This is a genomic window from Erythrobacter sp. WG, assembly GCF_026586795.1.
In the GTDB taxonomy this organism is placed as follows: Bacteria; Pseudomonadota; Alphaproteobacteria; order Sphingomonadales; family Sphingomonadaceae; genus Erythrobacter.
In genome coordinates this window covers 1-24,682 of sequence record NZ_JAPFGY010000013.1, presented here as the reverse complement: position 1 = coordinate 24,682, position 24,682 = coordinate 1, and the positions used below count along the sequence as shown (strand labels likewise).

22 protein-coding genes, 1 tRNA gene and 1 pseudogene are annotated in these 24,682 nt (G+C 68.1%); 20 read left to right on the top strand and 4 right to left on the bottom strand.

The genetic code is table 11. From position 1 onward, the window contains the following. Nucleotides 1-4 precede the first annotated feature (4 nt). A complete protein-coding gene (locus OPU67_RS08420) occupies nt 5-1,183 on the bottom strand; it encodes an aromatic amino acid transaminase (RefSeq protein ID WP_267619093.1) in 1,179 nt (392 codons plus the stop codon). Nucleotides 1,184-1,245: 62 nt separating this feature from the next. Next, the gene (locus OPU67_RS08415; RefSeq protein WP_420708982.1) at nt 1,246-2,058 is read right to left on the bottom strand and encodes a DUF1134 domain-containing protein; all 813 of its coding nucleotides are present in this window, start codon (nt 2,056-2,058) and stop codon (nt 1,246-1,248) included. A gap of 270 nt (nt 2,059-2,328) precedes the next feature. On the opposite strand from OPU67_RS08415, the gene OPU67_RS08410 reads away from it, so the two are divergent. The 11 genes from OPU67_RS08410 to OPU67_RS08360 all read left to right on the top strand — a co-directional run bounded on the left by OPU67_RS08410 (nt 2,329) and on the right by OPU67_RS08360 (nt 14,460). Further along, nucleotides 2,329-2,419: transfer RNA gene (locus tag OPU67_RS08410), tRNA-Ser, on the top strand. Nucleotides 2,420-3,506: 1,087 nt separating this feature from the next. Next, the gene (locus OPU67_RS08405; protein ID WP_267619091.1) at nt 3,507-5,471 is read left to right on the top strand and encodes a methyl-accepting chemotaxis protein; all 1,965 of its coding nucleotides are present in this window, start codon (nt 3,507-3,509) and stop codon (nt 5,469-5,471) included. A 41-nt stretch (nt 5,472-5,512) separates the two neighbouring features. Further along, complete coding sequence (locus OPU67_RS08400; RefSeq protein WP_267619090.1) at nt 5,513-7,114, top strand: chemotaxis protein CheW; 1,602 nt, start codon at nt 5,513-5,515, stop codon at nt 7,112-7,114. 28 nt (nt 7,115-7,142) lie between these two features. Next, entirely contained in the window at nt 7,143-8,264 is a 1,122-nt protein-coding gene (gene cheB, locus OPU67_RS08395; protein ID WP_267619089.1) for a chemotaxis protein CheB, read from the top strand. Next, entirely contained in the window at nt 8,252-8,854 is a 603-nt protein-coding gene (locus tag OPU67_RS08390; RefSeq protein ID WP_267619088.1) for a HEAT repeat domain-containing protein, read from the top strand. Before cheB ends, OPU67_RS08390 begins: the two co-directional genes overlap by 13 nt. Before the next feature lie 2 nt (nt 8,855-8,856). Then, on the top strand, nt 8,857-9,732 hold the full coding sequence (locus tag OPU67_RS08385) for a CheR family methyltransferase (protein WP_267619087.1): 876 nt from the start codon (nt 8,857-8,859) through the stop codon (nt 9,730-9,732). Then, complete coding sequence (locus OPU67_RS08380; RefSeq protein WP_267619086.1) at nt 9,729-10,163, top strand: response regulator; 435 nt, start codon at nt 9,729-9,731, stop codon at nt 10,161-10,163. Before OPU67_RS08385 ends, OPU67_RS08380 begins: the two co-directional genes overlap by 4 nt. Beyond that, nucleotides 10,154-12,442 (top strand): chemotaxis protein CheA, encoded by a 2,289-nt coding sequence (locus OPU67_RS08375; RefSeq protein ID WP_267619085.1) that lies wholly within the window; start codon nt 10,154-10,156, stop codon nt 12,440-12,442. The genes OPU67_RS08380 and OPU67_RS08375 overlap by 10 nt, the downstream gene beginning before the upstream one ends. Next, nucleotides 12,442-12,759 carry a hypothetical protein gene (locus OPU67_RS08370; RefSeq protein ID WP_267619084.1) on the top strand — a complete coding sequence of 106 codons (318 nt, stop codon included), beginning with the start codon at nt 12,442-12,444 and terminating at the stop codon, nt 12,757-12,759. Before OPU67_RS08375 ends, OPU67_RS08370 begins: the two co-directional genes overlap by 1 nt. A gap of 102 nt (nt 12,760-12,861) precedes the next feature. Then, nucleotides 12,862-13,239 (top strand): response regulator, encoded by a 378-nt coding sequence (locus OPU67_RS08365; protein ID WP_267619083.1) that lies wholly within the window; start codon nt 12,862-12,864, stop codon nt 13,237-13,239. Between the two features lie 66 nt (nt 13,240-13,305). Beyond that, on the top strand, nt 13,306-14,460 hold the full coding sequence (locus OPU67_RS08360; protein ID WP_267619082.1) for a methyl-accepting chemotaxis protein: 1,155 nt from the start codon (nt 13,306-13,308) through the stop codon (nt 14,458-14,460). Between the two features lie 589 nt (nt 14,461-15,049). On the opposite strand, the gene OPU67_RS08355 is transcribed toward OPU67_RS08360, so the two are convergent. Continuing rightward, nucleotides 15,050-16,948 (bottom strand): hypothetical protein, encoded by a 1,899-nt coding sequence (locus OPU67_RS08355; protein ID WP_267619081.1) that lies wholly within the window; start codon nt 16,946-16,948, stop codon nt 15,050-15,052. Between the two features lie 208 nt (nt 16,949-17,156). On the opposite strand from OPU67_RS08355, the gene OPU67_RS08350 reads away from it, so the two are divergent. The 8 genes from OPU67_RS08350 (at nt 17,157) to OPU67_RS08315 (ending at nt 24,066) form a co-directional block, all read left to right on the top strand. Continuing rightward, nucleotides 17,157-18,860 carry a patatin-like phospholipase family protein gene (locus tag OPU67_RS08350; protein WP_267619080.1) on the top strand — a complete coding sequence of 568 codons (1,704 nt, stop codon included), beginning with the start codon at nt 17,157-17,159 and terminating at the stop codon, nt 18,858-18,860. A gap of 120 nt (nt 18,861-18,980) precedes the next feature. Further along, complete coding sequence (locus tag OPU67_RS08345) at nt 18,981-19,358, top strand: hypothetical protein (RefSeq protein ID WP_267619079.1); 378 nt, start codon at nt 18,981-18,983, stop codon at nt 19,356-19,358. Beyond that, nucleotides 19,345-20,247 carry a helix-turn-helix domain-containing protein gene (locus tag OPU67_RS08340; RefSeq protein WP_267619078.1) on the top strand — a complete coding sequence of 301 codons (903 nt, stop codon included), beginning with the start codon at nt 19,345-19,347 and terminating at the stop codon, nt 20,245-20,247. The genes OPU67_RS08345 and OPU67_RS08340 overlap by 14 nt, the downstream gene beginning before the upstream one ends. 73 nt (nt 20,248-20,320) lie before the next feature. Next, nucleotides 20,321-21,265 (top strand): helix-turn-helix transcriptional regulator, encoded by a 945-nt coding sequence (locus OPU67_RS08335; RefSeq protein ID WP_267619077.1) that lies wholly within the window; start codon nt 20,321-20,323, stop codon nt 21,263-21,265. 90 nt (nt 21,266-21,355) lie between these two features. Further along, entirely contained in the window at nt 21,356-21,496 is a 141-nt protein-coding gene (locus OPU67_RS08330) for a hypothetical protein (RefSeq protein ID WP_267619076.1), read from the top strand. Next, nucleotides 21,480-22,061 carry a DMT family transporter gene (locus tag OPU67_RS08325; RefSeq protein WP_267619075.1) on the top strand — a complete coding sequence of 194 codons (582 nt, stop codon included), beginning with the start codon at nt 21,480-21,482 and terminating at the stop codon, nt 22,059-22,061. Before OPU67_RS08330 ends, OPU67_RS08325 begins: the two co-directional genes overlap by 17 nt. Beyond that, on the top strand, nt 22,058-23,143 hold the full coding sequence (locus OPU67_RS08320; RefSeq protein WP_267619074.1) for an alkene reductase: 1,086 nt from the start codon (nt 22,058-22,060) through the stop codon (nt 23,141-23,143). The genes OPU67_RS08325 and OPU67_RS08320 overlap by 4 nt, the downstream gene beginning before the upstream one ends. Continuing rightward, nucleotides 23,140-24,066, top strand: a complete 927-nt coding sequence (locus OPU67_RS08315) for a DMT family transporter (RefSeq protein WP_267619073.1) — start codon at nt 23,140-23,142, stop codon at nt 24,064-24,066. Before OPU67_RS08320 ends, OPU67_RS08315 begins: the two co-directional genes overlap by 4 nt. On the opposite strand, the gene OPU67_RS08310 is transcribed toward OPU67_RS08315, so the two are convergent. Next, nucleotides 24,033-24,464 carry a LysR substrate-binding domain-containing protein gene (locus OPU67_RS08310; RefSeq protein ID WP_267619072.1) on the bottom strand — a complete coding sequence of 144 codons (432 nt, stop codon included), beginning with the start codon at nt 24,462-24,464 and terminating at the stop codon, nt 24,033-24,035. The two genes, OPU67_RS08315 and OPU67_RS08310, sit on opposite strands and share 34 nt — an antisense overlap. Between OPU67_RS08310 and OPU67_RS08305 the strand changes: the two are divergent. Next, nucleotides 24,450-24,682 (top strand): annotated as a pseudogene (locus OPU67_RS08305) (hypothetical protein); the annotation flags it as partial. The gene OPU67_RS08310 and the pseudogene OPU67_RS08305 overlap by 15 nt on opposite strands.

Here is a 24,682-nt window from a genome sequence, read left to right as displayed (position 1 = left end):
TGCCCTACTGCGCGACCGCCGCCAGCGCGGCGATGAACTTGGGCAGGTTCGCCTTGGTCAGCCCGGCGATATTGATGCGGCCTGAGGCCGCCATGTAGATGCCGTGCTCCTCGCGTAGCTTGGCGACCTCCTCCTTGGTGATCGGCAGCATCGAGAACAGCCCGTTCTGCGCCCCGAGCGGGGTGAGGTCGATCCGCCCCGCCGTGCCCGCCGCTGCGAGCGCGTCGCGCACCCCGCGCATCCGGGCGCGCATGGTGTCGAGCTCGGCGAGCCACTGGCGGGTCAGATCGACGTCGCGCAGCACGATCCGCACCGCCGCGCCGCCGTGGTCGGGCGGCATCGACCACGCCGCGCGGGCCAGCGCATTGGCGTTCGAGAAAGCGGTTTCGAGATCGCCCGGCTCCTTGGCCATGACGTAGAAGGCGCCGACCCGGTCCCGGTACTGGCCGAAGTTCTTGTCGCAGCTGTGCGCGACGAAGGCCTCGGGCACCTGCGCCAGGACGGCGCGCATCCCGGCCGCGTCCTCCTCCATCCCGTGGCCGAGGCCCTGGTAGGCGGAATCGATGATCGGGAAGGTGCCGCTCCGCGAGAAAGCCTCGGCAATCGCGGCCCACTGGTCGGCGGTGTAGTCGATGCCTGTCGGGTTGTGGCAGCAGGCGTGGAGCAGCACCGCCTCGTCCGCGCCCGCGCCTTCGATCGCGGCAAGCACCGCCTCGAGATTGGCGGTGCCGTCAGGCTTCGCGTGATCGAAGGGGGCGGGCTCGATGCCCAGATCGGCGAGGATCTGCGCGTGGTTGGGCCAGGACGGCACGCCCATGTGGACGCGCCTGACCCCGGCCTTGCCCGCCATCGCCAGCGCGAGACGCACCGCGCCGGTGCCGCCCGGGGTCTGCATCCCCTGCACCCGCCCGCCCATGGTCGGCGCGGCGGCGCCGAAGATGTAGGGCATCAGCGCATTGACGAAGCCCATGTCCCCTTCGGGTCCGAGGTAGGACTTGCTGTCCTGTGTCTCGAGAAGCTTCTGCTCGGCCGCCTTGATCGCGGCGAACACCGGGGTCGCGCCATCCTCGGTGCGATACACGCCGACGCCGAGATCGATCGTGTCGGGCCGCGGATCGGCAGCGTGGAGGCGGATCAGGGCGAGCAGCGCATCGGGCGCCTGGGGGCTGAGTCGTTCGAGCATGATAGAGCGGGCCATGACGCGCCGCCCGCCGCTCGGCAACCGCGTTTTTCGCCGTCAGCCGATCAGAACGGCACCCATTTCTGTTCGCGCGAGAATTTCATGTAGCCCGCGTTGATCCCGAGCCTGAGCCCCGCGCCGACCCGGATCGGGATCAGCACCACGTCGCCGCGCCGCATGTAGCTCGCGTTGAGGCCGCCCACGAGATAGGCCTGCCCCTCGCCCGCGGGGAAGCGGTTGAACAGGTCCTCGGTGTCGAACAGGTTGTAGACCAGCACGAAGGTGTTGCCCGCGTTGGCTCCGGCATCGAAGCCCACCGAGGGCCCGGTCCAGTACACCCGGCGCTGTCCTTCGACCTTGTGGTGGAGCGTCCCCGAGCCGTAGCGTGCGCCGATGATGAAGGCTCCGCCCGCCTCGCGCCCGACGATGTAGCCGTTGGGGCGGCCCTGCTTCTTGAGCAGATCCTCGATCAGCTTGGCGAGCCCTTCGGCGCCCTTGCCGAACACGCCTTCGGCCGCGCCGATGAGATCGTCCTCGCCATAGGTGTCGGAGGTGGCGGCGGCGGCGGGCGTTGCCGCAGGGGCGGCGGTCGCGGCGGGCGAATACTCGCTCCAGTTGGCGGTCGGATCGACCGGGGCGGGTGTCGCGGGAACGGGCGACGGAGCAGGCTCGGGCACCGGGGCGGGCAGCGGCGCCGGGGGGCGCGGGTTCGACAGGTCCGCATCGATCCCGCCCTCGCGCATCGCCGCGTCCGGATCGACCTTCTCGAGATCCTGTGCCGCCAGCGGCCCGCCGAGCGACAGGGCCGCGCAGGCCCCCATCGCAAGGCCGGCGAGCCTGCGGCGCCAATCGGGGATACGGGCTTTCATCAGGTTCATCATGCAGCCTCTCGCAGCATCGGTCAGCCCCGGTTTTATGCGCATCGAGGAGAATCCCTGCGCCCGCGCCGTGCAACCGCTCGTCGCCGGAGCGAATCGGAATTGCGACGAAGCGTTGGCTGCTGCCTATGGCGGCAAGGCTGAACCGGTGCCGAACCATGCACCCGGCGCGGCGTCCGCCCGGTGCCCGCCCGCTTTTTTGTCGGACCCGGCTTGCCGCTGGCCCAAGGGCCGACTATAGCGCCGCCCTCGCAGCCAAGCGTTGTGCCCGGAGACGTGGGTGAGTGGCTGAAACCAGTTCCCTGCTAAGGAACCGTACTCTATCAGGGTACCGAGGGTTCGAATCCCTCCGTCTCCGCCACCGGCCCCGCAAGGCATTGATCTAGCAGAAAAGCCTAGAAAACCGCCACTTGCGGTGGCTACGGTTGCCACAATGCCTGCTACAAAACAATCCAAGCCGAACTCGATGCAACGGGTTGCAAAGCACCTCTACCGGCGGGGGCAGAGCCTTCCGCCGGAGCATCCCAGTCGATGCCCGGCCTGCCTTCGGGGGTATACGTGAGCATGTCCGCAGCCTTGGCGACGTCACAGAGGGCCGCGCCAAGGCCCTTGCCACTATGCACAACGAATTCTGCAACCGGCGGATCGAAGAGGCACGGGGCAAGCGGAACCAGCCAAAGGTGCATCTGGACTTCATGCGGGTGACGCGCGTGCGGAGCGCGAGGACATGGAGCGGGCGGTCCGGGCATGGCTTGTCGAAGTGGAGGCTGCCTCATCAGCGTCTGGACCAGGGAGCGGATCAGAGGCCGACGAGCAAATACGTGCCATGAGATACCTCGACGCCGAGGTTATCCCCATCAGGGAGCTTCCCCCACCTTATGGCGCGGGCCACTTGCGCGAGATCGATGAACGCTGGCTCCGGCTATAGCGGTGAAACGAATGGCCGACTGGCAATTTCATCGGGTCGCTCATCAACCGGGTGCGGCCAAACGTGGGACTTAACCGCCGTTCTCAATCGACATACCGAATGACTGGATTCGCCAATACCGGTCGGTCAGCTTCGACAGGGGTTCTGCCAAAAGCCGAAATTCAGCAAGCGACCCCATGCCGGACCTTCGGTTGCGAACTGGAACCTCATGAAAGCCGCAGCGCGCTGATGGGGCGCGGATGAGCTGCTTATGCTATCGTTCTGCCGGTCCTGCCCGGCCTCCGACGAAACCAGCGCACATCGGGACTCTGCTTTTCGTCGGAATTGATTGCCGGGAACGCACACCCGCGCTGAGCATCCGGCAATTGTGGTTGAGCCGGGCTAATGTGCGATCTCCGCAGAGACACCCATTCCTATCCCCACGATTGCTACGCAAAGCAGTCCTAAACCCGGCCATGTCGGGCGAGAGCGACCTACTTCAGGTCAGTCATCGGGCCGGACAGGTTTCGGGAGTTCGACGATGGCGCTTGTCAAAAAGGAAAATCTCAACGGCAGCACGGCACCGGACGGGATGCTGGCCGACCGGGCCCTCGCGGCCAAGTCGCGCGGCAAACCGAAGGCCGACGAGGCGGTATCCGCCCGCGAGGCCGATGCCCGCAAGCGTGCCGCACGCACCTATGCCCGCCAGCAGCAGGCTGCCGAGCGCATTTCTGCGGCCAGCACCCAGTTCGCTGGCGGCGTGGCCGAGGCGACGCAGGCGCTTGAGCTACTCCAGTCGGCGATGGCACAGATCGCCGCCGGGGCCGAGCAGTCGGCCAGCGCCTCGCAGCAGTCGCTCCACAATGTTTCCGCTATCAGCGCGCTGGTCGGCGACAGCCGCAGCGCCGCCGAGGCCTCGCTCGAACGCACCCGCGCGCTTCAGGCCCTGTTGGTAGAGAACCGCAGCCGTATCGAGGGTTCGGTAACAGCTCTCAGGACCGCCGCCGAGCGCCAAACCACGTCCGTCAAGACCGTCAGCGATCTCGAGGCGCAGGCGACTAATATCGGCGAGATCGTCAAGGCAGTCGCGCGGATTGCCGATCAGACCAACCTGCTCGCGCTCAACGCCGCGATCGAGGCGGCGCGGGCGGGCGAGCATGGCAAGGGCTTTGCCGTGGTCGCCGACGAAGTGCGCACCCTTGCGGAAACCTCGGAGAAGAGCGCCTCGGAAATCCAACTGCTGGTCGGCCAGATCCAGGCCGAGGTGCAAGCGATCGCCGCCGGCATTCTCACCTCGGCCGAAGCGGCCCGCAGCGAGGCCGGGAAAGGCGCCGAGGTCACCGAACAACTGGCCCAGCTGCAGGGCGACATGGACGTGATCCTGACCGGCGCGGAAACAATCGCCCGGTTGAGCGCGGAATCGCAAACCGCGGTGATCGAGGCGCAAAAGGGCTCCGAGGCGATCTCGAGCGCGGCGGCCGAGCAATCGGCGGCGTGCGAGGAGGTCGTCGCCACACTCGACCAGCAGGCCTCGGCGCTGCGCGAATGCGATGTCACCGCGCAGAACCTGTCAGACGTCGCCGAGGAAATGAAGAACTCCACCGACGTGCGCAAGAGCGCCGAGGAAGTGGCTTCAGCAGCCGAGGAGTTGTCGGCGGCGGTCGAGGAGATCAACCGTTCGGCGAGCCAGATTCTCGTCGCCATCGACCAGATCGCGGGCGGCGCACGCACCGCTGCGGCGGCCGCCAACCAGTCGGGCGCGGCGATCGAACAGATCCGCAAGGGCGCGCAGCTTTCGAGCGATGCCGCCACCACCGGGCTGGAACGCGGCGAGGCGGTGTCCGAACTGATCGCGCGCAGCCGCGGCGCTGTCGAGCAGATGATCGAAGGCGTCGCCAGCTCGGTCGACAGCAATGCCGAATTGCGCGGGCAGGTAAGCCAGCTAGGACAGGTCTCGCGCCGGATCGACAAGATCGTCGAGGCGATCACCACGGTCGGGATCAAGACCAACATGCTCGCGGTCAACGGTTCGGTCGAGGCGGCGCGCGCGGGCGAGTTTGGTCAGGGGTTTGCGGTGGTCAGCAACGACATCCGCAACCTTGCCGAGGAATCCTCCGAAAACGCCGACCGGATCAAGGATCTGGTGCGCACCATTCAGGAACAGATCGCCAATGTCGCGGCGGATCTCGACACGATCAGCCGCGCGGCGCTCGACGAGGTGGAGACAAACAAGGCGATCACCGTGGCGCTCGCCCGGGTCACCGAGGACATGAACGAGGTGCTGAGCGGGAACCGGGCGATCCAGGAGAGCACGGGCGAGATGCTGCGCCAGGTCATCGAGGTTCAGACCGGGATCGACCAGATCGCCGCCGCCGCGACCCAGGCCGATCAGGCCGCTGCCCAAGCCGCCAGCGCCGCCAAGCAGCAGAGCGAAGGGGCCGAGGATCTCGCCGTCGCGATCGAGGATGTCGCCTCGATGGCCGACGAGCTGCAATCCGCCGCCTGATCGCGGGCCCCTAATCCAGCCCGCCACAGGGAGGCTCCCCGATGAAACATACCCGGATCGTGCCGGACACTGCGGCCGGCGAAGTTACCCCGCCCGTCGACACTTCCGCCGAAGCGGTCAGCCCCGCCCGCCAGCGCCAGTTCACGGTCTTCACCGTGGCCGGAGAGATATTCGGCGTGGCGCTGCAGGAGGTGAAGGAAATCATCCGAATGCCCGAGGTGGTGCGCGTGCCGCTGGCGCCGCCGAGTCTGGAGGGGCTCGCCAATCTGCGGGGCACGGTGCTGCCCGTAGTCGCCGCCCGCAGCTTGTTCGGCAGCGAACCGGCCGCGCCCGACGATGCGACCCGCGTGGTGGTGCTCGATCACGCCCAGCCGATCGGCATCGTCGTCGACCGGGTCATCAGCGTCATCGCGGTCGATGCCGCGCGGATCGAGGATGGCGAAGAGGCCGAAAAGACCATCCGCTCCGACTTGCTTCAGGGCGTGATCAAGGATGAAGGCGCGCTGGGCCTTGTAATGGTGCTCGATAGCGCCCGGCTGATCGAGCAGGAATATGCCGCACTCGCCGGAAGCGGGCCGACGACGCATGACGGGTTCGCCGCGCATGATACCGGGGTAGCGACGCTGCGAAGTGCCTGCGACACTGGCGCCGACATCGCATCCGACCCCGAAATCCAGCTCGTCAGCTTCGAGGTCGCCGGGCAGGAATATGCCCTGCCGATCCAGTCGGTGCGCGAGATCGTGCAGTGTCCCGAGCGCATTACTGCGGTCCCCAAGGCGGCCGCGAGCGTGGTTGGCTTGATCGCCCTGCGCGATCGCCTGCTCCCGGTGGTCAGTCTGCGCGGCCTGTTCGGCCTGCCTGAGGGCACCGCCTGCGAACAGGACCGGGTCGCGGTCGTCTCCGTGGGCGAGGGCCTGCTGGTCGGGTTGTTGCTCGACAAGGTCAACGAAGTCCTGCGGGTGCGCCAGAGCGGCATCGATGCGGTGCCCGCGATGCTCGCCGCTGACCGCAATCTTGCAGAAATCACCGCCATCTGCCGCCTCGACGGAGGTCGGCGGCTCGTCTCGATCCTCTCGGCCGAGGCGATGTTCGATCAGCCCGCGATCGCGCATGCGCTCGAGAGCGCGCAGGATCACCTCGCCCGAAGGAATGTGCCAATGACCGGCCCCGCCAACCGCACCGCCGCCGAAACGCGGCGGCAGGAACAATTCGTGGTGTTCCGCCTCGAGAGCGAGGAATTCGGGGTCAATATCGCCGCGGTGCAGGAGATCGTCCGCGTTCCCGACGATCTCGCCCGGGTGCCGCGCACTGAGAATTGCATTCGCGGCGTGATGAACCTGCGCGGCGAGGTGATCCCGCTGGTCGATCAGCGCGCGCGCTTCGGCCTGCCGCCGTGCGAGGACCATGATCGCCAGCGCATCGTGGTGTTCACCATGGACGGGGTGCAGACCGGCTTCATCGTCGATTCCGTGGCGGAGGTCATGCGCATCGACCACCGCTTCATCAAGCCCGCGCCCGAGACCACTGATGCCAACCGTCGGATGATCCGCCGCGTCGCCAACCTGACCGAGGCGCGCCGGATGATCCTGTTGCTCGATACCGAGAAACTGCTTGCGATCGATCCGGTCGCCGCAGCGGCCTGAACGGACCTGACGCAAGGGGACGCACAGCATGAAGGTTCTGGTGGTCGACGATTCCGCCCTGATGCGCCGACAGATCGGCGACATTCTGACGCGCGGCGGCTGCACGGTCACGACTGCCCGGACCGGGGCGGAGGCGCTGGTGCGGATCGCGGCGGATGCGCCCGATGTCGTCACGCTGGATATCAACATGCCCGAAATGGATGGGCTCACCTGCCTCAGCCGGATCATGGCGGAGATGCCGCGCCCGGTGGTGATGATCTCTTCGCTGACCGAGGAAGGCGCGCTTGCAACGCTTGAGGCGATCGCGCTCGGGGCGGTGGACTTCATGCACAAGCCGGGCGGCACGGTCTCGACGGGCTTGCGCGAGCAGGAGGACGTGATCATCGCCAAGGTAACGGCGGCGGCGGGCGCGCGGATCCGGCGCGCAACCGGCCTGCGCCAGCGGCTCGCCGCGCGGCGCGACGCGATCATGCGCGCGCCGGTCCAACCGCGTGCGCGTGCCGGGGGCTATGGCCCGGGCAACGAGGCGCTGACTCTGATCGGCGCATCGACCGGCGGGCCGGCGGTGCTGGAGGAGATTCTTTCCGCGCTCGCGGGCGATTATCCGATGCCGGTGCTGGTCTGTCAGCATATGCCCGCCAGCGTCACCCGCCACTTCGCCCAGCGGCTCGACCAGTGCTGCGCCATGCGGGTCGAGGAAGTGCGGCGCCATACCGTGCTCGAGGCGGGGACGATCTATCTTGCGCGCGGCGATGCAGACATGATCGTGCAAGCGCGCGACGAGCGGCTGGTGGCGACAATGGTCCCGTCCTCGCGCGCGCATACCTGGCATCCCAGCGTCAGCCGGCTGGTCGAAAGCGCGCTCAAGACCGTCACTGCGGATTCGCTGATTGGCGTGCAGCTGACCGGCATGGGCGATGACGGCGCGGCGGAACTGGCGGAGCTCAAACGGCGCGGCGGCTACACCATCGCCGAGAGCGAGGAGAGCTGCGTCGTCTACGGCATGCCGCGCGCGCTGGTCGAGTGCGGTGGGGCCAGCGAGGTGCTCCCCGGCCATGCCATCGCCGCGCGGCTCGAACGGGTGGCGCAGGCGCGCATCCGCAGCCTTGCGCGGGCCACGACAGGGGGAGCCGCGTCATGGGCCTGCTGAAAGCCGGAAGCCGCAGTGCCGAAGCACCCGCCCACATGGTGACCGTCGCCAGCCTCGTCGATCCCGACCCGGGGCTGCGCCGGCAGGCGGTGCAGGTCTTCGTCGGCGATCCCGGCGGCCCAGCGCGTCTCGCCGACCTGCTCCATGGCGAGACCGATGCCAGCGTCCGGCAGGCCGCGTTCCTCGCCCTCGCGGCGATCAGCACCCGCGCCGCCGCCGAAGCTGCGGCGGGCCTGCTGTCCCATCCCGACCCCGCGCTGCGCAACGGCGCGCTCGAAACGCTTGCCGCCATGCCCGATCACGCCGCCGCACTGCTCGATACCCTCGGTCGGGAGGTCGATCCCGACATCCGCAGCTTCGCGGTGCTGCTCGCCGCCGATCTTCCCGCACCCGAGGCTGCCGCATGGCTTATCGCCCTTGCCGAGCGGGAAGGCGACGCCAATGTCTGCGCCCATATTGCAGAGGCGCTGGGCGGATCGATCGCAGCCGGCGCGCGCGCTGCCCTCTGCGCCATGGCGGCGCGCTTTGCGGGCGAGCCGCAGCTGCAATTCGCGATCGAGATCGCGCTGCGCCGTTTCGACGACGCCTAGGCGTGGCCACCTCGTCCCCCCTGCGCGCAAACCAGGGCGCCGAACCGGCCCTGGTGGTCGAGGACGTAATCGCGTTCTGCGACTTCTTCTATCGCAAGACCGGCATCAGCCTCGATGCCAGCCGCCGCTACTTCATCGACAAGCGCCTTCAAGAACGGATCGCGGCGACCGGCTGCGCATCCTTGCGCGAATATCTCTCGCTGGTGAAGTTCGAGCACGACGGCGCCGAAATGCAGGCGCTGATCAACGCGATGACGGTCAACGAGACCTATTTCTTCCGCGAGGATTACCAGCTCGACTGCCTGACCCGGCACATGCTCAACGAGATCGCCGACCGCAAGGACCCGCGCCGTGATCGCATCCGCATCTGGTCGATCCCCTGTTCGACCGGGGAGGAGCCCTATTCGATCGCGATCGCGGTGCTAGAGAACTGGTCAAGGGCAAGCGATTTCGATATCGAGATCATCGCTTCCGACATCGACAGCCGCGCTCTCGCCGAGGCACGTGAGGGCATTTACGGCGCGCGCAGCATGCACCGCGTCACCCCGCGCATCCGCGACGGCTATTTTCGCCCGGTCGGCGATGATCGCTGGCAGGTGATCGCCGATCTGCGTGAATCGGTCGATTTCGGCCTGATCAACGTCTCGGACCCGTTGGCGATGGCGCGGATGCGGCGGATCGACGTGATCTTCTGCCGCAACCTCCTGATCTATTTCGACGACCTGTCGCGCCGCCGGGCGGCCGACCTGTTCTATGATGCGCTCAACCCAGGCGGCTTCATCGCGCTCGGCCATTCGGAGAGCATGAGCCGCGTGTCCGCCCTGTTCAGCCCCCGCAAGTTCCCCGAAGCCCTCGTTCACCAAAGGCCGCTGCCATGACGACGATGCCCCAGTTGCTTGCCGATGCGCCCGCCGATGCTGCCGCCAACCCGTCACCGCGTCGGGTGCTGGTGATTGACGACAGCCTGACCGTGCGCCTGTTCTGCACCAGCCTGCTAACCCCTGCGGGATTTGCCGTCGCCGAGGCGATAAACGGGCTCGAAGCGCTAGAACAGGCGCTTGAGGAGCGCTTCGACCTGTTCGTGGTCGACATCAACATGCAGAAGATGGACGGCTACACCTTCCTTGCCGAGGCGCGCCGCCGGCCGGAGCTGTGCGCGATCCCGGCGGTAATGCTCAGCACCGAACAGGCGGGTGAGGATATCGCGCGCGCCTATCGGGCGGGGACAAATTTCTACCTTCCCAAGCCGATCGATCCGGACCGTTTCATTGCCACGGTCCAACTGATGACAGGTGTGCCATGCCGCTGAAGCCGCCCCAATCCCCGTCCCCGCCGCCCACGCTGCAGGTCGGGGCAGAACAGGCCGCACTTGCTGCGAGTTTTGTCGAGGAAAGCCGCGCTCTGCTGGAAGAGGCCGGGGACGCCCTGCTGGCGCTGGAACGCGATCCCGGCGATCAGGGGGCGATCAACGCCCTGTTCCGCGCCGTGCATTCGATCAAGGGGGCGGCCGGCCTGTTTGATCTGCCTGCGCTGGTGCATCTCGTCCATGCGGGCGAGGACCTGCTCGGCGCGATGCGTGAAGGCCGGGTGCGGATGGACGGTGCGGCGGCCGACGAACTGCTCGAGGGGCTGGACCATGTCGGCCAGTGGATCGGGCTGTTCCAGCAGGGCGGCGCATTGCCGCCCACGGCAATGGAGATCGCACGGCGCTTTGCCGGGGCTTACCGTCTGCGGCTGGAGCAGACCGACGGTCCCGCGCAGCCTGCCGCGGCGGCTGGCGGGCGCATCCGCCATGACTGGGCCGAGGCGCAAGTCGCCGCGATCCGTGACGCCGGTGGACAGGATGGCCCGCTGGTGACGGTGGAGTATTGCCCCGATGCCACCTGCTTCTTCAGCGGCGAGGACCCGCTGCATGTCGCCCGGACGCTGCCCGGCCTGGTGTGGTTCGCCATCGCCCCGCGCGAGGACTGGCCCGCTGCGCCGCTGTTCGATCCCTACGTCTGCAACCTGCGCATCCGCCTTGCCTCCTGCGCCCCGGTCGAGGCGGTGGAGGAGCACTTCCGCTACATGCCCGATGCGGTGACTATCGGCCTGCTGGACGAGGTGGCGCCCTCACCCGCCGCCGCCGGGCCCGCCGCCGCCGCGCTCCCGCCACTCGCCGCCGAACTGGTCGAGGCCCAGCGCCGCGCCCTCGCCGAGCCTGCCCGCGCGGGGCAGGTGGACGATATCGCGGCGACCTTGCGCAACCTGTGCGCAGCGCTCGGCCGTCCCGTGCCGTTTGGCGATGCACCCGACGCAGAGGCCCTTGCCGTCGCCGTCGCGGCGTTGCTGGCACCCGGCCCGCCCGCCGATGACGCCGCCGCCGTCGTCGCCGACACGCCGGGCGATGCCGCCCCGATCGCAGGCCCCTCCCGCCCCGATACCGCCGAGCGCACCCTCAGGGTCGAACAGGGGCGGATCGATATGCTGATGAACCTCGTGGGCGAACTTGTGGTCGCCAAGAACGCACTCCCCTTCCTCGCCCGCGATGCCGAGAACCGCTTCGGCAGCCGCGAGCTCGCCCGCGAGATCAAGGACAAGTACGCAGTCATCGATCGGATCACCCGGCAGATGCAGGGCGCGGTCATGGGTATCCGCATGATGCCCGTTTCCGACCTGTTCAAGCGCTTCCCCCGGCTGGTGCGCGATATCGCCCGCAAGCAGGACAAGCGGGTTCAGCTGGTGGTCGAGGGGGAGACAACCGAGGCCGACAAGAACGTGATCGAGGCGCTTGCCGAACCGCTCACCCACATCCTGCGCAACAGCCTTGATCACGGGATCGAGAGCGGAGCGGCGCGGCGTGCAGCCGGCAAGCCCGAGGTCGCGACGGTGCGGCTGGTCGCCTCGCAGGAAGGCGACAGCGTGGTGATCGCCGTGAGCGACGATGGCCGCGGGGTCGATCCGAGCCGCGTGCGTGCCAAGGCGATCGAGCGCGGGCTGATCGATGCCGAACGCGCCGCGCAGCTGACCGACGAACAGGCCGTGCAGCTGGTGTTCCTCCCCGGCTTCTCGACCGCCGAGACTATCTCCGACCTGTCGGGACGCGGGGTGGGGATGGACGCGGTGCGCAGCGTCGTCGAACGGCTGGGCGGCGAGGTGACCTTGCGCAGCCAGCACGGCGAGGGCACCACCGTGCGCCTGCGGCTGCCTCTGTCGATGGCGGTGACGCGGGTGCTGACCATCGATCTTGCCGGGCAGGCCTATGGCGTGCCGATGGACCTCGTGGTTGAGACAGTGCGCGCCGATCCCGCTGCGATCCGCCGCCTCAAGGCCGCCGAGGCGATAGTGCTGCGCGATACGGTCATCCCGCTGGTGCGCCTTCGGGCAATGCTGGGCATGGAGCCGCATCACCCCCCTCTGGAATCCGTGCTGATCCTGCGGCTTGGTGATGCCATGGTGGGACTGGTGGTCGACGATTTCGGCACCAGCATGGACATCATCCTCAAGCCCTTCTCCGGGATCCTCGCCAACATGAGCGGCTTTTCTGGCACTGCTGTGCTGGGCGACGGGCGGGTGCTGCTGGTGCTCAATCTGAAGGAGATGCTGTGATGCCGATGCGATTGGACAGAGCCTGCGCGGTGCTCGAGGGCCATTGCACGGTCGAAGAGGCGCATGATCTGGCCGAATGGCTGGTGACGGGCCGGGCGCGCGAGGCCAATCTTGCCGCCTGCGCCGGGCTGCATGCGGCGGTGCTGCAATGTCTCATGGCTCTCGCCCCGCAGATTGTCGCGCGCCCGGCCGATCCCGCTCTGGGGCTATGGCTCGATGCGGCGCTGCCCGCTCCCGTCCCGCTCCCGCCCGAAGCGCCTCCTCAGAAAGCGGCCCGCGCCCCACGCCGCCGTCGCAAGGCTGCGGCCGCTACGTGATCATGCTGAGCGTATCGCTGGCGATCCATACGCGTCGCTCGGTCTAGGTTTGCGCGTCGCCCCGCGTCGGCAAGGGCCTCGCGCCAAGAAGGAGCATCATCAGTGAGCAAGACAATCCTGATCGTGGACGATTCCCCGACGATGATCATGAGCCTTCGGGCGACGCTGGAAATGAACGGCTTCACTGTCGAGTCCGCCAGCGACGGCAGCCAGGCGCTCGCGATCCTGCAAGGGGGGCTGCGGCCGCATTTAATCATTACCGACATTAACATGCCGAACATGGGCGGGCTGGAATTCATCCGCGCTGCCCGTGCCTTGCCGTCCTGCCGCTTCATCCCGATCCTGACCCTCACCACTGAGAGCGATCAGGCCAAGCGCGATGAAAGCCGCAGCCTCGGCGCAACCGGCTGGCTGGTGAAGCCGCTATCCGGTCCTGACCTTCTGGGTGTGATCCGGCAAGTGCTCCCCGCCGCTGCCTGACCGGGACGGAGCTTTAGCGCCATGGCTTTCGAACGCCCTCCTCGCCCGGTTCCATGGTTCGTGGGCATGCTGCTGCTTGCGAGCGCTGGTCTGGGAGCGACGGCAGCAGGCGATGGAGCGATTGTCGGGATAATGATCGCCGCAGGCTGTGCTTTCGTGCTCGGGCAAAGGCAGCGGCCCGCGCCCGCGCCCATCTTTGGACCGTTTAAGCGTCGTGCCAGCGATTGGCAGAAGATCGCCAGCAACGTGGCAGTGCTGCACCGAGACGAGCTGCCGGAGCGCACGCGCAGGGACTTGGCCGCGGCACAGACCTTCCTTGAGACCCTGCGCGGCCAGATAGAAGGCGTGCAGCAGGATGTTGCCGTAGGCGTGACGGCGGTGGTCACGCAGGTAGAGGCCATCAACCGCCTCTCGATCGGGCAGCGTGAGCGCATCGGTCACTCGCTTGCGGGCGTGGAAACGATGCGCGATGTCCTCAAGGTGCCGGGAGCAATCATCAGCCAGCTGGGTGGAATGCTGGCCGAGCGGGACCGCACGATCACCGAAAACTATGCCGGGCTCCAGTCTCTGGCGCATGAGTTTCAGGAGCTGCGCAGCGCGCTCGACGTGATCTCTCAGGTCGCCGACAAGGCGTTCTTCCTTGCCATCAACGCGTCGGTGGAAGCCCACCGCCACGGTGAAATGGGGGCGGCCTTCGGTTTGATCGCGACCGAGATGCGGGCACTTGCCACGCAGACCGCCGATGGCGCGCGCGAGGTTAGCGCCAGCATCAACTTCTTCGCCGACCGAATGCAAACACAGATCGTTGCTGCCCTGCCGACTCGCGAAGGCGGGCATCGAGATGATGTCCTCAATCTTGTCCGCGACTTGGAACGCGCGCAGGATGATGCCGCCACGGTCAGCGCCCGACTTTCAGAACTCATGCAAGTCATGGAAGCCGGGCACAGCGAGATCGTATGCACCCTCTCCGACATGCTCGGGCGACTACAGTTCGAGGATGTGACACGCCAACGCCTGGAGCAGGTAGGGTGTGCCCTTGGGGAACTCGGGAAGCTCGCGGTCTGTTCATACCAAGGCGCCGGCCCGTCGCGCAGCGTTGCAGACCTGCTCGAAGAGCAGCAGCAAAACTATGTCATGGAAAGCCAGAGACTCGTTCACGCGCGCTTCGCATCAGCGGGCGGACCGGCCGCCTCGGCCGCTCCGAAGATCGAGTTGTTCTAGCTTTGTGTCGCAACAGCGTGGCCACGCTGTTCGAAGCCCCATCCGGCTTGAACGAGGCATCATGCAGGGCGGTCTTGTCGAGCAGCGACGCATTGCCAAGGCTGCGATCTACGGCAGCAATTCCCGTCATGCGCTCCAAATTGGTCCGGCAGCTCCCCACCCATCTGCAGTCATAAGCAGCGCCCGTGCGCAATCCCAAAAGCGGCACGGCGGCTTTCGGCGGAAGCAGACGTCTTCGTTGACGATCGCGAACGACTGCCTCTGGGGCGAGAACTGTCAATGCCCTGACTGAAAGTAGGATGTCGGCTTTCTTGCAGAGATTGCCGTGAGCAGACCAAAGATGGGGTCCCAATGCTACAATCTTTGCTACAATCTCAGTAGGTTCCGATTGCCTAAGTCACTGTTTTTGCATCAGCGCAACACGCAGGGCGAGTATCCCTCCGTCTCCGCCACCTTCCTCTCTGACTGACCGCTTCCTTGCCGCAAGCACCGCCCGCAGCGCTGCGGGCAGGGATCTGATCGGAGACGCTGCCGTCCGCGACCCGGTGAGGAAGCGGCGGCATCGCTGTCATGGCCGACCAGGCCTCTCTCAGGCCGGCAGATCTTCGCCCGGCAGGCCGGGCACCAGACCGTAGCGGACCGCTGCGCCGTTGCGGAACATATCGCGCGCCACAGGATCGCGCAGCAGGGTCTCGCGCGTGGCCTGCCAGGCAGCGATCTTCGAGGGCTGGTCCGGGCGCGGGCCGAAATCGGCGGCGACCTTGGCCGCGTCGAGACCGCCCAGCTTCGCCCAGTGCAGCGAATGCTCGATCCCTGCCGCATCGAGCGCCTTGCGCACCAGCGACGCGGCGGTGGGCAGGGTGTCCCTGAGCTTCTGCAGGCCGCGCTCAAGGCGCGGATCGACCGGGCCGAGCTTGCGGAACACCGCGAGCACGATGTCGCAGATGAGCGGCGACAGACCGTCGATCTCGATCACCGCGCATTCGGGAAAGCGGGTGAAGGCGAGACTGCCCGCCGGATTCTTGAGGAACCGCAGCGTGAACACGAAGCTGGGGCTCAGTCCGGCGACCGCCTTGCGGATGGCCGGGACCGCTGCCGGCACGTCGGCGAGGGGAATGGCGAAGGACGCGTTGTAGAGCGCGCCGGGAACCGCGCCGGTGATCTCGTCGCCGTGGATCTCGCCCCAGCTGCCGCGCCTGATCGCCTGCGCCGGGTCGAAGGGCTGCGCCGGAGCGGCAAATCCGCCCTGCGCGAGGTATTCCTCGAAGATGCTCGAGGCGCCTTGCAGGAGGGTCCGGAGCGCGGCGAGGATGTCGGGATCGGGATCGCCCTCGAGGGGGTCGCCGAGGAAGTCGTGCGGCCCCTTGTCCGGCGACAGCGCGAAGAGGTTCTTGGCGAGAGAGACGACGGCATCGGCCGGAACCGGGCGGCGCCCGGGCATCGACAGGGGCGCGGTGCCCTCTGCCGCGAAGTAGAGGAGGTGCGTCGCCAGCTCCGACCCGGCCTCCCCGCCCCCGCCCCGGCTGTCCGGGCCCGGTTGCGGATCGATCGTCAGCTCGTAGAACAAGGGCTCGCGGCCGTCGGCGTTCATCTGGTCGGCGATCCCCTGGAAATCGCCCTTGGCGATCCGTTCGAGCCATGCCGCGTCGATCGGATGCTTCCACGCCATCACCGCAAGGTCTTCCTTGGGCGTCAGTTCGACCACGACCGCGCTCACGATCCCCATGCAGCCGAGGTGCACCAGCGCGTTCTCGAAATGCGCCGCATCGGTGATCGCGCGGCAGGCGACGGGGCGCGCAGGCCCGCCGTCAGCGCGCACTTCGGCGACCAGGCTCGCGATGGCGGCGTCGCCCAGCACGGGGAAGTCGGGGTGCTGGAGGAACACGTGGTCCCCCTCGCCCGTGACGATGTGCATCCCCCGCACGAGGTTCTGCAAGCCGCCGTGGCCGAGCCGCGATCCGTGGCTGGCCGTGCCGAAGCCGCCGGCGATGGTCGGCCCGAGATGGGTGCCGCTGGTGATGATCGAATGGCCCTCGCGCTCGGCCCAGGTCACCAGTTCGCGCAGCCGCGTGCCCCCGCCGCACACGCACAGCGTGGCGCCCCGCGCGGGGCCCTGCGCGGGGCGCAGTTCGTCGGGCAGCATCCTGAACCAGCTGAGCCCGTCGGCGACGATCTGCGAGGTCGGCGTGCCGATCAGCGGCGCGAAGCTCCAGCCGCGCCCCACCACGCCCGAGGCAAACGGCCCGGGGACCGGGTTGAGCGGGCCCTGCTCGCTGCGCATCTTGGCGATATCGTGCAGCGCCTCCATCAGCAGTGCCGACGTCTGGCTCATCGTCTCCTCGACCGCGAGATCCGCAACATCGGCACAGTGCAGCCGGCGCTGCTGCTTGACGGTCATTGCCGGCGGCTGTCCGGGACCGGGCTGGTCGCCAATGGTGAGATGGTAGTTCGACCAGGCGGCGAAAGTTTCGAGCGTCGTACTCGGCATCTGTATGTCCCCCCATGTGCGCCGACTGCTGGCGGCGTGCGCCTCTATTGCACCAATTCCATGCGCGCCGTCCAAGGAATGTGTTGTGCTTGCATCGCGCGGTGCGGGTGGCAAAACAACCGGCGACGCGAGGGGAACAGGGGGGCATTCCATGCGGCGGATGAAGACCACGATTGCGATGTTGGCGGCGGCGGCGCTGAGCGGCTGCATGTCGACGCGCGGGGGGCAGGATGTCGGATGCGCCGGGTTCGACGATTTCGCCAAGCCGATGTCGCTGGGCTCGGTCATCCAGAGCATCGAACGCGACCCTGGCCTTCCGGGCGCGATCCTCACTCAGGCCACGCCTTCGACCGGCTCCGCCAATGCCACCGCCGTCAAGGCGATCGACGATCTCTTCGCGCCGCCCCTCACGGGCACGGCGGGCGGGCTGGGCCTTGTGGCCGAACCGCCCCGCAACATCCTGCTGCTGTCGGGCGGCGGACAGTGGGGCGCTTACGGCGCGGGCCTGTTTCTCGGGCTGGCCTGTCCGCGCGACATCGTTACCGACCGGCACGGCGGCGCGCTGCCGTGCCATGATGCGGCGGGCAACATCGTTCCGGACGCGATCGACTTCGCGAAGCTCGATGCCTTGGATATCCGCACCATCACCGGAGTGAGCACCGGCGGCTTGCAGGCAAGCCTGCTGATGATCGTGCTCGATCCCGGCCGCACCAAGGACCTGCGGACGGCCGCGCTGGGCCAGCTGGTCAAGAGCTACCTTCCCGCCAGGGAGAGCGACCTTGTCGACAACACCGGCTTCGTGCGCGCCGTCTTCAAGGGTTCGGTTGCGGGCACGAACCCGCTGCGCCGGCACCTCACCGAGGTTTTCGACACGGACAGGCTGGGCAAGCCGAAGACGAGCTTCATCGCGGAGCTTTACCGGGGAGTGGATACCGCGCGGGTCGACGCCCTGATCGGGTTCGTCGATGCCTCCGACGGACAGTTCAAGCAGGTCGACGTCAACGAGATGCTCCGCGAGATCCGCCAGGATCGCGCCGGCGAGGACCTGTCGATCGCCCGCGCATCGCGCTGTCTGCTGGCGGCCAGCCTCGCCTCGGCGGCGATGCCGGTGTTCCACCAGCAGATGCGGGTCGTGAACAGCGAAACGGGGCGCAGCGCTGACGACCCTGCGCCCAACACGCTGTTCGACGGCGGCGTGCGGCGGTCGGTGTTCGCCGAGTATGTCGGCGCCAAGGCGGCGCAGGCGGTCAATCTGGCCCCCGCGCTCGATGCCTTTGTCAGCGCCTCGGACAAGCTGATCCAGCAGCAGGGCGTGGTGATCGGATTGGAGGCGCAGCTTGCCGAGCTGCTCGCCCGGCGCGACGCGCCGGGTACGAAGCGCGCCGCGCCCGAGCGGCTCGCGCTGGGCACGCGGATCGAGGAAGCATCGGCGCAGGTCGAGGCGGCCAAGGCGGCGCTCGCATCCGTGATGCAGGAGGAGCTTGCCGCGCGCAAACGCCTCATGGCGCTTCGCGCCCGCGCGGCGGCGCTGCCCGGGCTCTACGTGCTGCGAAATGGCCCGACGACCCGGGAGAAGGATCCCGCTGTCGACGCGGTCAAGAGCGCCGAGCCGCAGGCGCTGCGCGCCTATGACCTTATGGTCAACGAGCTCGAGGTCGGGTCGATCGCGTCGCTCAGGCTCCAGAACCCGCTTGGGCCCATCCATCTCAGCACCGCGGAGGGGATCGCCGCCCCCGGCCCCGTCAATTTCGGCCCCAGGTGCCCCAAACGCAACGCGATGATGTTCGACCCGACCTTCATGCGCTGCCTGCTCCTGACAGGCGTGCAGCGGGCGCAAAGGGATGGGGGGCCGTGGTGGACCCTGCCCGTGGGCGAAAGCGCAGGCGTGCCCGCTGCCGGCCCGGCCGACTGACGCGCAGGCCTGGGTGACGCTAGGCGGCAGGCCGCCGGCGCCGCGCGACGATGCCGGGAACGCGAAAGACGCGGGGTGCCTCGGCGTGCCAGAGGCGCTCATGGCAAGCGAGGTGCCGACATGGGCAAGCGCATCGATGGCGGATTGGCGAATGAAGGCGAGACGGCCTGCAACAACTGGCTCGCCACGGTAACCCTCAAACCGGGTATCGGCGCCGACGAACTGCGCTTCTACGAGGCGGCCGATCAGGCATTTCTGTCCGCGTGCTGCGCAGCCGGGATCTTCCAGCAGAGCATCGGTCCGCGCGATCGCCGGCTGCTTTACATCGTCTCCGGGCAAAGCGACCTCGCAGCGACGGTTTTGCTGGATATCCCCGCCATCGCTGCGGAGATCGCCGATCTGGGGGTAAACCGGTTGCGTTTCTGGGCGCGATATGATGCATCCTCGGCCCCGGGGGCGCATCGGGACGGGGATGTGACGGGGCATGGGATTACCTGAACTCCGCTGGCCGGGCCTCTACGGCGCGAGCGACACGATCGGCGTCACCGGCGAGGTGATCGTCAGCCACGGCTTCCTCGATCGCGAGGAACTGAGCGAGGTAATGGCCTGCCTTCCGGACAAGATGCTGCTGGTCTGCGTGCATCTGTCGGGCCGCATCTGGGTAGAGAACCAGCACGGCTCGACAAGCTACGCGGCATGGGGCACGCCAGGCACCGCCAATCTGGGACTGGGCGGGGTCGACTATGCGATCCGCTACCGCGCGGAGACCTGCCAGTTCGCGCGCATATTGGTGTCCGAGACGCTGTTCGAACAGGCACTGGGCGATGATTTCCGGCGCGGTGCGGTGGAGTTCATCGACCCCAGGAACGCCCCCGCGCCGGGCCTTGTGAAAGTCGCGCGCCGGGCGGTGCTGCTGAAGGACAACCTGCCCACGAACCGCCTGCTGGCGGATTCGGTCGGCTATGCCGTCGCCGCCGAGCTGCTGCATTCATGGTCGAACATCAATCGCCGCAAGGTGCCGCAACTGGCAGACGCACGCCCCCAGCGCGCGCGGATGAAGCAGGTGGCGGACTACATCGAAGCCAACCTTTACAGTCAGTTCGCGCTTTCGGAGCTTTCCGCCGTCAGCGGCCTGTCGGTCCCGCACTTCATGCGCGTGTTCAAGGTCGAGTTCGGGATGCCGCCCTATCGGTGGATCATCGAGCGAAAAATCGAACGGTCGAAGGCGCTCATGCGCGAGACATCGATCTCGATCACCGAGCTTTCGCACCTGCTTGAATTCTCTTCGCTTCAGCACTTCTCAGCGGCCTTCAGGAAGTCGTGCGGGATGTCGCCTTCGCAGTATCAGGCGACGGTGCGCGGCCACGGCGGTGATCGGATCGTGTAAGCCGATAGGATGATGGACGCGCTGCCGTGCGCGACCGGGTAGGCTGGTGACGGGGTCAAAGGGATCGGTCACCATGCAGCACGATTTCGCGGACGGATTGACAGTCAGGATGCTGCTTGCACGCGGCGATGCGCTGGCGTGCTGGCCGACCCCTGCAGGGACGAATGGCGTGTCTGCCGGGACGCGGGGCTGGCTGATCCTCGCCGCCCGCCGCGCCGTCATCACGCAGCGGCTCGGTGGCGCTGGCGAGACGACGCTGGCGCTGCCGGGCGGAACGGTCTCGATCCTGCGCCTCGACGGGGACGAGGACCTGCGCCTACCGCCCGTCCCGCACAGGGTGGTGCCGATCTTCGTTTGCGATGCCTCGCTGCCCGCGATCTTAGAAGGGGACGCCGCCCACACCTTTCGCGAGGTGATCGGCCTTGCGAGCGACAATCTTGTGGCGGTGGCGGGCTACCTTGCCGATGGCCTGCGCACGCCCGGCCCCGAAACGCCGCTTCCCCATGACGGGCTGCTCAAGAGCTTCATCGCCTGCGTCAACGCCGGCAGCCCCCCGTCCGATCCGCCGCACCGGGCAGCCGCGCCCGGCCGGATCCACATCACCCGCCGCAAGCTGGACGAGCTCGAACGCTTCGTGGGCGACAACATCGACCAGCCGATCGACGTGCTCGATCTGGCGCGGGTGGCGGAGATGTCGGTCGGCCATCTGTGCCGGGTGATGAAGCGCGATATCGGGGTCACGCCCTACCAGTTCGTGCTGAGGATGCGGATCGACCGCGCCCGCGCACACCTCGGGCAGCGCGATGTGCCGCTGGTCGAGGTGGCGCTTGCCTGTGGCTTTGCGAACCAGGCCCATTTCAATGCCGCGTTCAAGAAGATGACGGGGCTGACCCCCGGCCAGTTCCGCCGCATCGCCATCGGCCGCGCGGGCGCGCACGATCTCCAGCGGGCCTGTCAAACCGCTTTCCCGGGCGCCGCGGCGACGGACGCCGCCTCCGGCCATTCCCCGGAGGCATAGAAGCTATCGCCACGGGCGGTCTGCCGGTCCGGGCCGGGTCAGGGCACTTGTGGGCCACGGCATCCCGCCGGGCCAACAAAGGATCGTCCCATGACCAGCTTCACCGTTCCGACCCGCGACACTGTCAGCCCCGCAAACCAGGGCCTGTTCGACGCGCTCAAGGGCCAGCTCGGCTTCGTGCCGAACCTCTATGCGACCTTCGCGCTGTCGCAGAATGCGCTGGGCACCTAAGGAGCGCTCCGGCCCGGCCAAACTCGCCGGCACCGCACTGATCGTCGCCGGCCTGATCGTCATTGCCAGCCAAGCCGACGCGATGGGCGGCGGCATGGTGTGGATCGGCGACCTCATGTTCGTCGCTGCCGGACTCGGCTGGACCGGCTTCACCATCCTCATCAAGCGCTGGGAGCTTGGTCCGCTGGCGGTAACCGCCGCCGTCTCGACCCTGTCCGCGCTGCTCGTCATCCCCGCCATGCTGATCGCGGGCGACTTCGGCCGCATCGCGGCGCTGCCCCCCGCCACGCTGCTGGCACAAGTGGCGGTCCAGGGCCTTGCCGCCGGCGCCATCGCGGTGATCGCCTATGGTGTCGCGGTCCGGCGGCTCGGCGCGTCGAGGGCCGGGCTGTTCCCCGCCATCGTCCCGGTGCTGACTTTGGCGCTCGCCAGCCTTCCGAGCGGCACGGCACCTCACTTTTTCGAAATCGCCGGGGCCGCGCTTGCCACACTCGGTCTTATCGTCGCCGTCGCCATGAACCGCCCGGCGCCCGCCTCACCTGCTGCCGGAGGAGCCCAGCAATGACCCACGACCCCCTGTTCCAGCCGATCCGCTACGGGGCTATCGAAGCGCCCAACCGCATCGTCATGGCCCCGCTGACGCGCACCCGCGCCAATGCCGACGACGCGCCCCACGAACTCCAGCAGACCCATTACACTCAGCGTTCGACCGCCGGGATGATCATTTCCGAGGCGACCCACATCTCGCCGCAGGGCAAGGGCTATGCGGGCGCGCCGGGGATCCATTCCGACAAGCAGGTCGAAGGCTGGCGCGGGGTGACGAGCGCCGTTCACGCCGCCGGGGGCCGGATGATGCTCCAGCTGTGGCACGTCGGGCGGCTGTCGCACCCTTCGCTTCAGCCCGGCGGCGGGCTGCCGGTTGCGCCGAGTGCGGTGGGGCTCCAGGGCCACGCCTTCACTGACGAAGGCCCGCAGGACTTCGTGGTCCCCCGCGCGTTGGAGACCGGCGAGATCCCCGGCATCGTCGGGGATTACCGCCACGCCGCGATCAATGCCAAGGCCGCCGGGTTCGACGGGGTCGAGGTGCACAGCGCCAATGCCTACCTGCTCGACCAGTTCCTGCGGGACGGGACCAACCACCGCACCGACCGGTATGGCGGCTCGATCGAGAACCGCACCAGGCTGACGCTGGAAGTGACCGACGCGGTCGTCAGCGTCTGGGGCGCGGACCGGGTGGGCATCCGCCTTTCGCCCTCGCTCACCATCAACGGCATGAGCGACAGCAACCCCGCACCGCTGTTCGGCTACCTTGCCGAGCAGCTCGGCAAGCGCGGCTTGGCCTATCTCCACTGCGTCGAGCCGAGCGACCCGCGCGGCGATCCCTTCGACCGGATCGTCGATCCGCAGGTGGTCCGCAAGGCCTTCGGCGGCAATTACATCGCCAACGGCAGCTACACCGGCCCCCGCGCGCGGGCAGCGCTGGAGGCGGGCGAGATCGACGCGGCTTCCTTCGGGCGGCTGTTCATCGCCAACCCCGATCTGCCGCGCCGCCTAGGCGAGGACCTGCCGATGAACCCCTTGAACGCCGCGCGTATCTACAGCGGGGGCGGGGACGGGTATATCGACTACCCGTTCTACGCTGGGTGAAGCGCGACAGCCGCCTCGGCGCGCTCGCCGCGATCATCGCCGCTGCGCTGGCGGTGGCAGTGGGCGTGCTCGTGTCGAAGCAGGCGGTCGAGACCCTGCCCCCGCTTCCCGTGGTGTTCGTGCAGGTGCTCTCGGCCACCATCGTCAGCTGGATCGCGGCGGCGCTGCTCGGCCGTATGCCGCGCGGCCGGATATGGCGCTGCGCCTGGCCCGGCGTGCTCCAGCCGGGCCTCGCCTATATGCTGACCTTTGCAGGCCTCGCGCTGATCCCGGTCAGCCTCAGCGGATTGCTGTTCGCCTTCGAGACGGTGCTGGTGGTGCTGCTCGCCTGGCCGCTGCTGGGCGAGCGTCCATCGGGGCTGACCATGGCCTCGTCGGCGGTGGCGACCTTGGGCGTGGTGCTCGTGACGCAAGCCGCCGGGCCGGGGGACGAGGCATCGCTGGCGCGCATTCTCCTGACGCTGGGAGGCGTCGGCGCCGCGGCGCTCGATACCGTGGCGACCCGGCGCTTCGCACAGACGGCCGAGCCGATCGCGCTCGCCGTGGCGGTGCAGACCGTCGCGGTGGTAACCGTCGGGCTCTCGGCGCCGCTGTGGCCGCTCGCCGAACTGCCGCGCTTCGCATCGCTCACGGTGCTGGCACCGCTGGTCGTGTCGGGCATCCTGATCCACGCGGTCGCGACCGTGCTCTTCATTCACGGGCTGCACCGCGTCACCGCAGGCGTGGCAGCGACCACCTTCCCGCTCATCTCGCTGCTGACCGCCTTGGGCGGCCTCCTGTTCTACGCCGAGCCGGTGTCGCTGGCACAGGCGGGGGGCGGGGCGATGATTCTCGGGGTGGCCTTCGCGACCGCATGGTGCCTCAGCCGCGCCGCGCCCGAAACGCCCGATCAGGAGGCCTCCCGCATAACCCCTGCGACATAATCGGCAAAGGCGCGCGCCTTGGCGCTCGCCAGCCGCCCGCTCGGGAACAATGCCCACAGGTCGATCGAGGGCAGCGACCACTCCGGCAGCAGGCGCACCACCGCGCCGCTCGCGATCTCGCGGCCGAACATCCATTCGGACACGACCGCAAGCCCCATGTCGGCCAGCACCGCAGCCCGCAGCCCTTCCGCCGCCGTCACCCGCAGCCGCCCCCCGACCGTGACCGATGCCTCGGTCCCCGAGATGTGGCGGAAGGTCCAGGTGGTCGATTCGTAGCGGGTGTAGGCGACCGCCTGAGCGTTCGCGATCCGGCAGGGCGTGCAGTCGCGCTGGCCGTCGATCCGCGGGCGGGGCCGGCTGGGTGTGCCGCCTGTTGGCCGCGCGTGGCGGGGGTCCACACCATCGTCCAGCCGGGGCGCGAGGGGGAGGAGAGCTACGCTGTGCCTGTCCTTGCCTCCGGTTCGCTGGCGACGGTGCGCGCCAGCGAGACCCGCACGGCCACCGCGCGCTGGGCGGCGGAGCAGACCGCGCCCACGGCCCGCCCGGCGCCCAAGCGGCGCGGGCCGGCATGGCCGTGGTTCCTGGCCTGGCTGGCGGCGAGCGCGCTGCTGTGGTG